The sequence below is a fragment of the Sphingomonas sp. NPDC079357 genome (genome assembly GCF_044901155.1).
Lineage (GTDB): Bacteria > Pseudomonadota > Alphaproteobacteria > Sphingomonadales > Sphingomonadaceae > Sphingomonas.
This window is the reverse complement of sequence record NZ_JBJDOM010000003.1, coordinates 209,915-222,082: the sequence shown is the minus strand read 5'-3', so window position 1 is coordinate 222,082 and position 12,168 is coordinate 209,915. Positions and strand designations below refer to the sequence as shown.

The 12,168-nt window shown below is 65.5% G+C and carries 12 protein-coding genes and 1 tRNA gene; 6 read left to right on the top strand and 7 right to left on the bottom strand.

Features of this window, described 5'->3' with window-relative positions; genetic code table 11:
* Entirely contained in the window at positions 1-297 is a 297-nt protein-coding gene (locus ACI2JO_RS12705) for a hypothetical protein (RefSeq protein WP_404721060.1), read from the bottom strand.
* Between the two features lie 127 nt (positions 298-424).
* On the opposite strand from ACI2JO_RS12705, the gene ACI2JO_RS12700 reads away from it, so the two are divergent.
* From ACI2JO_RS12700 to metH, 5 genes are read left to right on the top strand one after another with little or no spacing between them, the layout of a single operon-like run.
* The gene (locus ACI2JO_RS12700) at positions 425-1,363 is read left to right on the top strand and encodes an ArsR/SmtB family transcription factor (RefSeq protein WP_404721059.1); all 939 of its coding nucleotides are present in this window, start codon (positions 425-427) and stop codon (positions 1,361-1,363) included.
* On the top strand, positions 1,360-2,301 hold the full coding sequence (gene metF / locus ACI2JO_RS12695) for a methylenetetrahydrofolate reductase [NAD(P)H] (RefSeq protein ID WP_404721058.1): 942 nt from the start codon (positions 1,360-1,362) through the stop codon (positions 2,299-2,301). The genes ACI2JO_RS12700 and metF overlap by 4 nt, the downstream gene beginning before the upstream one ends.
* Positions 2,298-3,344, top strand: coding sequence for a homocysteine S-methyltransferase family protein (locus tag ACI2JO_RS12690; protein ID WP_404721057.1), 1,047 nt, complete (start codon positions 2,298-2,300; stop codon positions 3,342-3,344). Before metF ends, ACI2JO_RS12690 begins: the two co-directional genes overlap by 4 nt.
* A gap of 16 nt (positions 3,345-3,360) precedes the next feature.
* Positions 3,361-3,723 carry a hypothetical protein gene (locus ACI2JO_RS12685; RefSeq protein WP_184503833.1) on the top strand — a complete coding sequence of 121 codons (363 nt, stop codon included), beginning with the start codon at positions 3,361-3,363 and terminating at the stop codon, positions 3,721-3,723.
* Positions 3,724-3,730: 7 nt separating this feature from the next.
* Entirely contained in the window at positions 3,731-6,403 is a 2,673-nt protein-coding gene (gene metH, locus ACI2JO_RS12680) for a methionine synthase (protein WP_404721056.1), read from the top strand.
* A 176-nt stretch (positions 6,404-6,579) separates the two neighbouring features.
* Here metH and ACI2JO_RS12675 read toward each other — a convergent pair whose 3' ends face one another.
* The 6 genes from ACI2JO_RS12675 to ACI2JO_RS12650 all read right to left on the bottom strand — a co-directional run bounded on the left by ACI2JO_RS12675 (position 6,580) and on the right by ACI2JO_RS12650 (position 12,070).
* Positions 6,580-7,611 carry a sensor histidine kinase gene (locus ACI2JO_RS12675; protein WP_404721055.1) on the bottom strand — a complete coding sequence of 344 codons (1,032 nt, stop codon included), beginning with the start codon at positions 7,609-7,611 and terminating at the stop codon, positions 6,580-6,582.
* Positions 7,608-8,060 carry a response regulator gene (locus ACI2JO_RS12670; protein WP_404721054.1) on the bottom strand — a complete coding sequence of 151 codons (453 nt, stop codon included), beginning with the start codon at positions 8,058-8,060 and terminating at the stop codon, positions 7,608-7,610. The genes ACI2JO_RS12675 and ACI2JO_RS12670 overlap by 4 nt, the downstream gene beginning before the upstream one ends.
* Entirely contained in the window at positions 8,057-9,565 is a 1,509-nt protein-coding gene (locus ACI2JO_RS12665) for an ATP-binding protein (RefSeq protein ID WP_404721053.1), read from the bottom strand. The genes ACI2JO_RS12670 and ACI2JO_RS12665 overlap by 4 nt, the downstream gene beginning before the upstream one ends.
* A 59-nt stretch (positions 9,566-9,624) precedes the next feature.
* Positions 9,625-10,395: an exonuclease domain-containing protein gene (locus ACI2JO_RS12660; RefSeq protein WP_404721052.1), complete on the bottom strand. Its 771-nt coding sequence runs from the start codon at positions 10,393-10,395 to the stop codon at positions 9,625-9,627.
* A 131-nt stretch (positions 10,396-10,526) separates the two neighbouring features.
* Positions 10,527-11,846 carry a DUF2171 domain-containing protein gene (locus ACI2JO_RS12655; RefSeq protein ID WP_404721051.1) on the bottom strand — a complete coding sequence of 440 codons (1,320 nt, stop codon included), beginning with the start codon at positions 11,844-11,846 and terminating at the stop codon, positions 10,527-10,529.
* Between the two features lie 95 nt (positions 11,847-11,941).
* Positions 11,942-12,070 carry a hypothetical protein gene (locus ACI2JO_RS12650; protein WP_404721050.1) on the bottom strand — a complete coding sequence of 43 codons (129 nt, stop codon included), beginning with the start codon at positions 12,068-12,070 and terminating at the stop codon, positions 11,942-11,944.
* An 18-nt stretch (positions 12,071-12,088) separates the two neighbouring features.
* Here ACI2JO_RS12650 and ACI2JO_RS12645 point away from each other — a divergent pair.
* Positions 12,089-12,164, top strand: a tRNA-Ala gene (locus tag ACI2JO_RS12645).
* The last annotated feature ends 4 nt before the right edge of the window (positions 12,165-12,168 follow it).

Sequence of the window (12,168 nt, the reverse complement as noted above, 5' to 3'; positions counted from 1 at the left end):
TCAGTTCTTGTCGCGCAGATCCTCGCCCGCGCGCACCATCGCGTTGCCGGTCGCGTCGGCGGCGCGGTCGCCGCTGTTCTTCAGCGCATCACCGGTGCGATCGAGGCTGTTCTCGGCCTTGTTGAGCGCGCGATCGGTCGCGGCATCGACATCGTTCACGGCGTTCGACGTGGTTGCGGCGGTGTCGGCGGCGATCGCATTACCCGCCTCGGCGGTCTCATTCTGCGCGTGCTGGCTGCACGCTGCGAGACCAAGGGCGGTGGCGGCGATCACGCCGGTGGTGAAAAGACGCTTCATCGGGTTTCTCCCTGTTTTGTTACGCCGGCAAAATAGCCGCAGCGGCAAGGCGAACGAAACATGCCGCGAAAAGGTTCATCGTGCGTCTTCCGTTGACCCATATAAAGATATCTTTATATGTGGTCGCATGAAGCTGGCCCTCGACATATTCCGTGCGCTCGCCGACGAATCGCGGCTGCGGATCGTCGCGCTGCTCGGCACCATGGAATTGTCGGTCGGCGAACTCGCGCAGGTGCTGGGGCAAAGCCAGCCGCGCGTGTCGCGGCATGTCAAGATCCTGTGCGATGCCGGGCTGGCGGAACGGCGCAAGGAAGGCAGCTGGGTGTTCGTCGCGCTCGGCGAGCGTGCACGTGTCGCGCCGGTGCTGGCGGCGCTCGACGCGTTTGGCGTGGCGACCGAGGCGGAGGCGGATATTGCACGACTGTCGGCGGTGCGTGCCGATCGCGCGGCGGCGGCGGCGGCGTGGTTCGAGGCGCATGCCGACGAATGGGATGCGATCCGCTCGCTGCATATCGCGGAGGATCAGGTCGAAGCCGCGATGCACGCGCTGCTCGGCAACGCGCCGCTGGGGCGGTTGATCGACATCGGCACCGGCACGGGCCGCATGATCGAGCTGTTCGCCCCCGCCGCGACGCATGTGCTCGGCATTGACAAGAGCAGTGAGATGCTGCGGCTCGCCCGCGCGCGGGTCGGTGAGCAGGCAGAGTTGCGGCAAGCCGATCTTTACGCCTTGCCGGTAGTCGATGGCGGGGTCGATGTGGCGATCCTCCACCATGTCCTGCACTTCGCGCAGCAGCCCGGCGCAGCGATTACCGAAGCGGCGCGTGTGCTGGATGCGTACGGCCGGTTGCTGATCGCCGACTTCGCGAGCCACGATCGCGAGGAGCTGCGCGCGCGCGACGCGCATACCCGGCTCGGCTTCGCGGATGCGCAGATCGCGGGCTGGTTCGAGAAGGCCGGGCTGGCGCTGGAGCGGGTCGAAACGCTCGAAGGTGGCGAACTGACGGTGAAATTGTGGCTCGGACGCAAGCAAGGCGTACCGGTGCGGGAGGTGAAGGCGGCATGACGTTCTCGGTCAATCAGCTCGAAGAGGCACGGCGCGCGCTTGAAGCGCCGCTGTACGCCGATGTCGGCGGCGACGTGGAAGTCAGCTTCGAATTCTCGCCGCCCAAGACCGACAAGGCCGAGGAGAACCTCTGGCAGTCGATCGAGACGCTCTGCCCGCTGGGCCCGCGCTTTCTGTCGGTCACCTATGGCGCAGGCGGCTCGACGCGCGACCGCACCCACGCCACCGTCGCGCGGATCGCGCGCGAGACCAAGGTGCCCGCCGCCGCGCACCTCACCTGCGTCGAGGCGACGCGCGAGGAGATCGACGCGGTCGCGCAGGAATATTGGGCGGCTGGCGTGCGCCACATCGTCGCGCTGCGCGGCGATCCGCCCGCCGGTGCCGCCGACTACGCCCCGCACCCCGGCGGCTATGAAAATGCCGCCGCGCTGGTCGAGGGGCTGCGTCGCCTGCACCCGTTCGAGATTTCGGTCGCCGCCTATCCGGAAATGCACCCGAACTCGGCCGACCTCGTCGCCGATCTCGACAATCTCAAGCGCAAGCTCGACGCGGGCGCAAACCGCGCGATCACGCAGTTTTTCTTCGAGCCCGAAACCTTTTTCCGCTATCGCGACGCCGCGGCAGCTGCGGGTATCCGCGCGGAGATCGTCCCCGGGATCATGCCGATCGGCAGCTTCGCCGGGGTCACGCGCATGGCGACGATGTGCAACACCGACGTGCCCGGCTGGCTGGTGCGGCTATTCGAGGGGCTCGATGATCATCCCGCCGCGCGCCAGCTGGTCGCCGCGACGGTCGCCGCCGAATTGTGTCGCAAGCTGTATGCCGGCGGGGTGAAGCAGCTCCACTTCTATACGATGAACAAGGCGGAACTGAGCTTCGCCATTTGTCACCTGCTGGGGGTCCGCTCGCGCCCGGCTCATGAAAGGGCGGCGGCATGACCATTCGCGACATCTTCAACGCCGAGGCGGCCAAGCGCATCCTCATCACCGATGGCGCGTTCGGCACCGAGATCCAGAACTGGAAGCTGTCGGAGGCCGATTATGCCGGCACGCTGACGCTCGGCCACGACCAGAAGGGCAACAACGACATCCTCGCGCTGACCAAGCCCGAGGTGCCCGAGGCGATTCACCGCGCCTATTTCGAGGCGGGGGCGGATATCGCCGAGACCAACACCTTCTCGGCGAACCGCATCAGCCAGGCCGATTACGGTGCCGAGGGGCTGGTGCGTGAGATCAACGTCGAGAGCGCAAGGCTCGCGCGCCGCATCGCCGACGAATTCCAGGCGAAGGACGGCCGCCCGCGCTTCGTGGCCGGCGCGATCGGGCCGACCAACAAGACGCTTTCGCTGAGCCCGGACGTCAACGATCCCGGTTATCGCGAGATCGACTTCGATTATCTAAAGGACGTGTACCGCGAGCAGATCGACGCCTTGGTCGAGGGCGGTGCGGACTTCGTGCTGATCGAGACGGTGTTCGACACGCTCAACGCCAAGGCCGGGATCATGGCCGCAATCGAGGCCGGCGACGCGCTCGGGCGCGACCTGCCGATCATGCTGTCGATGACGCTGACCGATCTGTCGGGACGCAACCTGTCGGGGCACACCGTCGAGGCCTTCTGGCATGCGGTACGCCATGCACGGCCGCTGACGATCGGGCTGAACTGCTCGTTCGGTGCCGAGCAATTGCGCCCGCACGTCAAGGTGCTGAGCGAGCTGTGCGATACGCTCATCATGGTCTATCCCAACGCCGGGCTGCCCAACGAACTGGGCGCCTATGACGAGGAGCCGACGACGACCGCCGGACTGGTCGGCGAATGGGCGTTTGCGGGGCAGGTCAACGTGCTGGGCGGCTGCTGCGGCTCGACCCCCGCGCATATCAAGGCGATCGCGGATCACGTCCGCGGCGTCGCGCCACGGCAGGTGGCGGTGCCGACGGTGCGCACCCGCCTCGCCGGGCTGGAGCCGTTCACAATGGCTGCGTGAAATTGGGAAGATCAGTATGCTTTTCGGCCCATTTAAGTGGATGTTTGATCGATCAGTCGAGATTGCCGCATGGCGACGCACATCTTACACGGCTGCAACCAAGGATTTGGTCGCAGCATGGCGTGAAGCAAAGCTCGATGCCAAAGAAAAGATTTTCCCGATCCTTGCGACCCTGTACTTCGATGGCAATCCCGACCTTTTTCCCGCAATTTCGGCTCTTGTTGATGCGATCGTAGAAAAGGATTCTTCAGCCGAGAAAAAATTATCAGCGCTTTTGGAAAAGATGCGCGAAACGGCAGTGCTTGGAAATGTTCGACACAATCATATGAGTAAGGGCTCCAATCGCGAAGCGCTTATCTCCAAACTACTCGGATCGTGACCCGTAGATGACCACCTCCTCCACCCAATTCGTCAACATCGGCGAGCGCACCAACGTCACCGGATCGGCGGCGTTCAAGAAGATGATCCTCGCCGGCGATTACACCCGCGCGGTCGAGGTCGCGCGGCAGCAGGTGGAGAATGGTGCGCAGGTGGTCGACGTCAACATGGACGAGGGGCTGCTCGACGCGCACCACGCCATGACGACCTTCCTCAAGCTGATCGCCGCCGAGCCCGATATCGCGCGCGTGCCGGTGATGATCGACTCCTCGAAGTGGGACGTGATCGAGGCCGGGCTGAAATGCGTCTCGGGCAAGCCGATCGTCAACTCGATCAGCATGAAGGAAGGCGAGGCGCAATTCCTCGCCCATGCGCGCAAATGCATGAATTACGGCGCAGCGGTCGTCGTGATGGCGTTCGATGAGACCGGGCAGGCTGACACCAAGGAGCGCAAGGTCGAGATCTGCGAGCGCGCCTACAAGCTGCTGACGGGCATCGGCTTCCCCCCCGAGGACATCATCTTCGATCCCAACGTCTTCGCGGTCGCGACCGGGATCGAGGAGCACAACAATTACGGTGTCGACTTCATCGAGGCGTGCCGCGAGATCAAGGCGCGCTGCCCGCATGTCCATATCTCGGGCGGTCTGTCGAACCTGTCGTTCAGCTTCCGCGGCAACGAGCCGGTACGCCGCGCGATGCACTCGGTGTTCCTCTATTATGCCATACCCGCGGGCATGGACATGGCGATCGTCAACGCCGGGCAGCTCGACGTCTACGATACAATCGATCCCGAGCTGCGCACCGCGTGCGAGGACGTCATCCTCAACCGCGATCCCGAAGCCGGCGACCGGCTGGTCGCGCTGGCCGAAAAGTATCGCGGAACCGATGCGGTGGCGGAAAAGGCCGCGGCGGAATGGCGCAGCCTGCCCGTAAACAAGCGGCTGGAATATGCGCTGGTCAAGGGCATCGACGCGCATGTCGTCGAAGACACGGAAGAGTGCCGCCAGCAGTTCGCGCGCCCGATCGAGGTGATCGAGGGTCCGTTGATGGACGGGATGAACGTCGTCGGCGACCTGTTCGGCTCGGGCAAGATGTTCCTGCCGCAGGTGGTGAAATCGGCGCGCGTCATGAAGAAGGCGGTCGCGCACCTGATGCCCTTCATCGAAGCCGCTAAGGAGCCGGGCGCGAAGGGCAAGGGCAAGGTCGTGATGGCGACCGTCAAGGGCGACGTTCACGACATCGGCAAGAACATCGTCGGCGTCGTGCTGCAGTGCAATGGCTTCGAGGTGATCGATCTTGGCGTGATGGTGCCGTGGTCGAAGATCCTCGACGCTGCGAACGAGAATGACGCCGACATGATCGGCCTGTCCGGTCTCATCACCCCATCGCTCGACGAGATGGTGACGGTGGCCGAGGAAATGCAGCGCGCGCAGATGCAGATGCCGCTGCTGATTGGCGGCGCGACCACCTCAAAGGTCCATACCGCATTGCGGATCGCGCCGGCCTATACCGGCCCGGTCGTCCATGTGCTCGATGCCAGCCGCGCGGTCGGCGTCGCGACCACGCTCGTCTCCGACACGATCCGCGACGATTATGTCGCCGGGGTCGCCAAGGATTATCAGGCGGTGCGCGACGCGCGCGAGGGCAAGGGGCAAAACAAGCTGCTTCCACTCGACGAGGCGCGCAAGCGCGGCTTCGTCGCCGACATGGCGCTTAAGGCGCCCGCCCCTGCGAAGCCGGGCGTGCATGTGTTCGACGACTGGGATCTGGCGCATTTGCGCGAGTTCATCGACTGGACGCCGTTCTTCCGCGCCTGGGAGCTGGCGGGCAATTACCCCGCGATCCTCACCGACGAGGTCGTCGGTGAGAGCGCATCCTCGCTCTTCGCCGACGCCCAGGCGATGCTCGACCGGATCGTCTCCGAAAAGTGGCTAACCGCGCGCGGCGTCGCCGGGCTGTGGCCGTGCCACCGCCACGACGACGACGTCTGGGTCCACGACCGCCACAGCAACGACCATCGCTCACCCGATGGCGGCAGCGTGCCGGAGGGCTTCAACGTCCCCGACCTCGACCGCCGCAACGAACATTCGACGCGGCTGCCGTTCCTGCGTCAGCAGATCGCCAAGCGTGAGGGCCGCGCCAACATGTGCCTCGCCGATTTCATCGACCCCGCGGGCGATTGGATGGGCGGCTTCGCGGTCGGCATCCATGGCATCGACGCGCACCTCGCGCGCTACAAGGCCGACAACGACGATTACAACGACATTCTGCTGAAGGCGCTCGCGGACCGTCTCGCCGAGGCGTTCGCGGAGGCGCTGCACCAGCACGTTCGACAGACGCTGTGGGGCTATGCGCCCGACGAGCAACTCACCAACGACGCGCTGATCCGCGAGCATTATCGCGGCATCCGGCCTGCACCGGGCTATCCCGCCTGCCCCGAACACTCGCTCAAGGTGCGGCTGTTCGAGATGCTGGAGGCGGAGAAGAACGTCGGGCTGGAGCTGACCGAGAGCTTCGCGATGCTCCCGACCGCGGCGGTCAGCGGCTTCTATTTCGGGCATGGACAGGCCGAATATTTCGGCGTCGCGCGGATCGGCGAGGATCAGCTTGCGGATTACGCGCAGCGGCTGGGGGTAGACATGGAGCGGGCGACACGGCTGCTACGGCCGAACCTCGACTGACACCGTCGTCACGCAGCGATCAACCACCGTCGCCCCTGCGCAGGCAGGGGCCCATGGCTGTCAACTGGATCGCGGCATCTGACACATAGGGTGCGTCGCCTGTGTCAGCTGTACCGCAGGACGACACAGACATAGACCCTGCCTGCGCAGGGGCGACAGTCTTAGGTCGTCCGCCCCTACCCCAACGCCGCCGCGACGATCGCGCGCGTGCCGGTGTGCGTGCGATCATATTCGACGATCGAATCGAGGCTCTGCGCCATCGCGCGGATCAGCCGCGTCCCCACGCCGGTCCCCTTGGGTGGCGCATCGCCCAGCCCGATTCCGTCGTCCTCGACCGTCAGCCGGAACCGCTCGTCGCCATCGCGCGACAGCCGCACGCGCACTTCGCCCGGCCCGCCTGGATAGGCATATTTGCACGCGTTGCTGACCAGCTCGGTAACGATCACTCCCAGCGATACCGCACGATCGGTCGGCAGCCGCAGCGGCTCGGCATGGAGCACCAGCGCCCGCGGGCAATCGTCAGTCGACCAGGTCTGCGTCAGCTCGTCGATGAGCTGCGTCAGATAGTCGAGCATGTCGACGCTCTCGACATCGTCGCCGGTGTAGAGCCGCCGGTGCACCTGCGCGATCGCGCTGATCCGGCGCTGCGTATCCTCCAGCGCGGCACGCGCCGCCTCGTCGGTCAGCGCGCTCGATTGCATCCGCACCATCGCCGACACCAATTGCAGCGAATTGGCGACCCTGTGATTGACCTCGGCGAGCAATGCCTCCAGCCGCGCATTGCTGGCGCGCAGATCGTCCTCGGCGCGCGCCTTGGCACGGGCCAGCTGCGCCCGCTCGATCACCTGCCGGAAGGTCGCGTCGAGCAGGTCGAAGAAGTCGTCGCCCGGTGTCTTGACGATATAGTCGGCCGCTCCGCCACGCAGCGCCGCCAGCGCGACCTGCGTCTCCTCCGATCCGCTGACATAGACCATTGCCGGCGCGTCGGGCAGCGCCGACAGCCGCGCCATCGTCTCCAGCCCGTCGATCCCCGGCATGTAATGGTCGACCGCGACGACGTCGAACGGCTCGACCGCCGCCAGCGCGACCCCCGCCTCGCCACCATCGGCGACCGTCACCTTGTAACCGCGCCGCTCCAGCGCGCGCGTCACCAGCCGGCGGATGCCCGCGTCATCGTCGATATAGAGGATGCGGGGCGTCTCGATCATCCGTGCGCGTCACCCAGATCGGGCACCTGGATCACCGACAGGAACAGCCCCAGCTGGCGGATCGCCTGCGCGAAACTCTCGTAATTCACCGGCTTGGTGATGTAGACGTTCGCGCCCAGATCGTAGCAGCGCTGGATCTCGCGGCTGTCGTCGGTGGTGGTCAGCACCACCACCGGCGTGCGCTTGACCGGCCCGTCGCTGGTCTTGATCTTCGCCAGGATATCGGTCCCGCTCATGTCGGGCAGGTTGAGGTCGAGCAGCACCAGCGCCGGGCCGTTCAGCTGCGGCCCGCTCGAATCGTTGAAGATGTAATCGAGCGCGCTGGTGCCGTCGGTGAAGTGGCGGATCGGATTCATGATCCCGGCGCGACGGATGTTCTTCTCGATCAGCCGTGCATGACCTTCGTCATCCTCGATCATCACGATGTTGACGGATTGCGGCGCGTTCATGGATTGAGTTCCTGTTTGGCGATGACGAGCGGCAGCGACACGGTGAACGCTGCTCCCTGCCCGAGTTCGGAAGCGACGTCGATGCTGCCGCCCAGTCTGAAGACGAGCGCGCGAACCGTGGCGAGCCCGATCCCCTCGCCGGGCCGGTCCTGCGCACCGGAGCGGCGAAACAGGTCGAAGACGCGCTGATGGTCGCGCGGATCGATCCCGCGGCCATTGTCGCGGATGGTGTAATGCAGGCGATCGCGCCCGCGCCGCCCCGAAACGGTGATGCGCCCCGGTACGCCCGGCCGCAGATACTTTACGGCGTTCTCGATCAGGTTCGAAAAAATCTGGTCGAGCGCCAGCCGGTCGCTTACCACGGCGGGCAACGAGCCTTCGATCACCAGCTCGGAACCGGTCTCTGACAAACGATGCGACAGCGTTTCGCCGATTTGCCGGATCAGCGCGGCGACATCGATCTTCTCCGGCGCCAACGCGCGCCGGCCCTGCCGCGACAATTGCAGGATCGCGTTGATGAGCCGATCCATCTTCTGCGTCGACGTGCGAATGAAGCCGATTGCCTCGGGCAGATCCTCGGTTGCCGCCAGCCGCGCTTCCTCGCTCGCCACCGTCGGCGCCTCCGCCGCGACGCGCTCGACCAGCGCGCGCAGCGCGGACGCGGCGGTCTCGAGTTCGGCGGTGAAGCCCATCACGTTGACGAGGGGCGAGCGCAGATCATGGCTGACGATATAGGCGAAGCGCTGGATCTCCTCATTAGCACGCGTCAGGTCCTCGGTGCGCGCCGCGACCATGTCCTCCAGCCCCGCGTTGAGCTGGCGCAGCGCCTCGTCCGAGCGTGCCAGGTCGCGGGTGTAGGACAATATCGTCAGCGTGGAGATCACCGCCACGATCGCCAGCACCATGCCGCCCAGTACGATCAGCGCGTAGAACGCGCGCTGGCTGCCCCGCAATTCGGCGTCACGATGCGTCATCAGCCGCCGCTCGACAGCCGTCATGCGGTCGAGGACGTTGCGGATGGTCACGATGTCGCGCACCTCGGCATCGTCGGCGTAGGCGAGGATCGCGCCGCGCTGATCGCCCTGTTCCAGCAGCGTCAGCGTCCGGTCTTGCCGCGCGAGCAGACTTCTCAGCTGCAGTCGCAACCCGTGCAGGTATCGGCGTTGCGCAGGATTGTCGCGCGTCAATTCCTCGATCCGCACGAGCGCGGGCGTCAACGCGGCCCGCGCCCGCTGGAAATTGGCACGCGTGACGGCCCGATCGGGGATCAGCATCAACCCGCGCCGCGCCGCCTCGCTCTCCTCGACCAGCCGGCGGACATCCAGCACCGCGCGCTGCACCTGATAGGTATGCTCGACCAGCCCGGTGTGCAGTTCGTTCCGCTGCATGACGCGCACTGCGGCATAGCCCACCAGCAACAACGCGATGAAGCCGAGCGCCATCAACGCAGTCATGCGGCGCGCGAGCGTGCGATTAATCGGAGCGGCGGCAGGCAAATCGGCCATTACGCTTGCGTTATCGCTTGCCGGCGCGTTGCGCCAGCCGAAGATGCAGCCTTGCTGACCTAGAGCAACAATTCCTGCGCGGTCATCCGGCCGACGTGCCCGCCGCCACGCCGTCGCGCCATTTCGGTCTCGGCGGTGAAGCGAACGTCGGGATCGCGGTCGGTCAGGAACTTGACGAGACTTTCCTCCTCGATCTCGCGCCATTCCTTGCCGCGATCGGGACCGTAACGGACGCGCGGCAGCAACCCGGGCTCGCTCGACCACTGGATCAGTTGCGCCACCGACGCCTCATTCAGCTGGTCGCGCAGGTGGTGGGCGGTCACATAGGCATCGGGGAAAGCGCGATGCGCGGGCAAGCCGCGCTCGTGATCCAGCCCGGCTGGCTTGCGCCAGTAACGCAGCACCTGATTGGAATAGCTGGGCGAATCCGGCCACAGCCGCAGCGCGCATTTCCAGGTGCAGATCCAGTCCGCGCCATGCGTCAGCGCAGGCGTGCAGAACTGCTCCTCGAACGCCGCGCGATGTGCCGCCAGCGCGATGCGGCGCGGATAGGGATCGAGCACCTGCCGCGCGACATCATGCCACCAAGGCGCCTCAGCAACATCCTCGTCGCGGATATGGTGAATGGCCTGCGTGATCGCAGGCATCGGCCGACCGGGATTGACGAGGATATTGCCCCCCTCGCCATACAGCTCCCATCGTCCGTCCGCGTCCAAAGCGACATCCTGCCAGCCCACCTCACACACCGCATGCGCGGGCGGTGCCGCGCCGGTTGTTTCGAGATCGATGACGCGAATGATCTGGGACTGCGTGCGGCGGGGATACATCATGCCGAGCCGATGTGGGGCCTTTAGCGGGAAATTGCCACTGTTGCCGCCGCACACGAAAAAGCCCCGGACCATCCGGTCCGGGGCCATCCGTCACAGCCGTGCCGCCCTCCGGCGGCACGTGCCGCACCAGCTCAATACGTGCCGGAGAAGCTGCTGTTCAGATTGGTGTCCTTCTGATCGGTCGCACCGGTCGTCGTGCCTGCGGTGGTCGAACCGGTCGCGGTCGTGCCGCCAGTGGTCGTCGACGAGCTTCCCGTCGTCGAGCGCTGGGTGCGGTCACGGTCGCTGGTGCGATCGCCATAGCCGAACATCGCCTGGCTCGATTCCTCATTGCGCCAATGCTGCTTGGCTTCATCGGCTGTCTTGGACAGCGTCACCTTCTTGTCCTCGACCGACTTGATCCAGCGCGACGGGATCGAGTGGTGCTGGCCACCGGCATCGACGTCGTTCTTGGTCAACAGGATGCGGTCGCCGCGCACCTTGTCGACGGTACCGACGTGGCTGCCGTCCGATCCGACCACCTCGAAATGCTCCTGCACCTTGTCGAGCGACGCGCGCTGTGTCTGGCGCTCGGAGCGGAACGTCGAGAATTCATTCTCGAAACGCGACCGGTTTTCCTGGCGATATTCGTCATAATCGCGGTCGAGCGCCGCGATCTGGCCAGAGCGCCAGTTATGGTAATCGCCGTCGCGGTCGGAGCGACCCTGCTGCTGATAATAACGCTCGTCGTAGCGGCTGTCGGCCTCGCGACGACGCTCGGCATCCTCGTCGCCGAACCAGCTGCGCACCTCGTCGCCGGCACGGGCCAGGAAACCGCGATCGTCGTAGTCGTAACCCTGCGGCTGGCGACCATAATTCGCGCCACGGTCGCGATGACGGCTTTGCGCGCCGCCACGGTAATTGTCGTCGTCGTCGTGGCGATGCGACCCGACGTCGTTGAAACGCCGCCCGTCCGAGCCGTAGCTGCCGTGATTTTCGCTGGTCTGGCCATAGCCCGACGATTGGCCGTAGCGCTGCTGCTGGCCATAGCCACCGCCCGAACGCTCGCTGTAGCGGTCGCGATAGTCGCTGCGCTGCCCGCTCGAATAGCCGCGGTCCTCACGATCGCGATCATAGCCGCCAAAGCCGCCTTGCTGGCGACCGTAGCCCTCGCGCTGACCGTAGCTGTCGCGGCCGTAGCTGCCCTGGCCATAGCTGTCGCGGCCATAGCTGCCTTGCCCGTAGCTGTCGCGGCCCTGGCTACGCTGCGCATAATCATCGCGCTGCCCGTAGTTGCCCCGTCCACCGCGATCGTCGTCGCGATCTGACAATCCCGCCGCCTGATAGTCGCGAGCGCTCGAATAGCTCCCGGAGCGACCGGCGCCATAGTCACGACCATAATCCTGCGTTTCGCTGCGCCCGTAATAATCGTCCTTGGGGTCGGTACCGCGCGGATAGCGTTCGTAGCCCATCATGATTCTCCTGCGTCAGACACGGGTCGCGCACCGGGTTGCGGCGTCGCGCCAGTATCGGGAAAAAGCTGATCTCGGGCAGTTCGTTCCTGTCGTTACACCCGCACAACATTGTTTTCGTCGCGTGGGCGCACCGGCTGATCGTCGGCGATTTTTTGGGTGAGCGATGGAAAGCCCTGTTGCGTCACCTGCGGATCGCGTTTAAGGGCGTCGCTCCCGGCCATGGCCGGGCATCGGCGGGCGGGGCTGTAGCTCAGATGGGAGAGCGCTGCAATCGCACTGCAGAGGTCAGGGGTTCGATTCCCCTCAGCTCCACCACCCG

What these genes read in the sequence shown, in the direction of transcription:
- ACI2JO_RS12705 (WP_404721060.1), bottom strand. Translation starts at nt 297, where the DNA reads ATGAAGCGTCTTTTCACCACCGGCGTGATCGCCGCCACCGCCCTTGGT.
- ACI2JO_RS12700 (WP_404721059.1), top strand. Translation starts at nt 425, where the DNA reads ATGAAGCTGGCCCTCGACATATTCCGTGCGCTCGCCGACGAATCGCGG.
- metF (WP_404721058.1), top strand. Translation starts at nt 1,360, where the DNA reads ATGACGTTCTCGGTCAATCAGCTCGAAGAGGCACGGCGCGCGCTTGAA.
- ACI2JO_RS12690 (WP_404721057.1), top strand. Translation starts at nt 2,298, where the DNA reads ATGACCATTCGCGACATCTTCAACGCCGAGGCGGCCAAGCGCATCCTC.
- ACI2JO_RS12685 (WP_184503833.1), top strand. Translation starts at nt 3,361, where the DNA reads ATGCTTTTCGGCCCATTTAAGTGGATGTTTGATCGATCAGTCGAGATT.
- metH (WP_404721056.1), top strand. Translation starts at nt 3,731, where the DNA reads ATGACCACCTCCTCCACCCAATTCGTCAACATCGGCGAGCGCACCAAC.
- ACI2JO_RS12675 (WP_404721055.1), bottom strand. Translation starts at nt 7,611, where the DNA reads ATGATCGAGACGCCCCGCATCCTCTATATCGACGATGACGCGGGCATC.
- ACI2JO_RS12670 (WP_404721054.1), bottom strand. Translation starts at nt 8,060, where the DNA reads ATGAACGCGCCGCAATCCGTCAACATCGTGATGATCGAGGATGACGAA.
- ACI2JO_RS12665 (WP_404721053.1), bottom strand. Translation starts at nt 9,565, where the DNA reads ATGGCCGATTTGCCTGCCGCCGCTCCGATTAATCGCACGCTCGCGCGC.
- ACI2JO_RS12660 (WP_404721052.1), bottom strand. Translation starts at nt 10,395, where the DNA reads ATGATGTATCCCCGCCGCACGCAGTCCCAGATCATTCGCGTCATCGAT.
- ACI2JO_RS12655 (WP_404721051.1), bottom strand. Translation starts at nt 11,846, where the DNA reads ATGGGCTACGAACGCTATCCGCGCGGTACCGACCCCAAGGACGATTAT.
- ACI2JO_RS12650 (WP_404721050.1), bottom strand. Translation starts at nt 12,070, where the DNA reads ATGGCCGGGAGCGACGCCCTTAAACGCGATCCGCAGGTGACGCAACAG.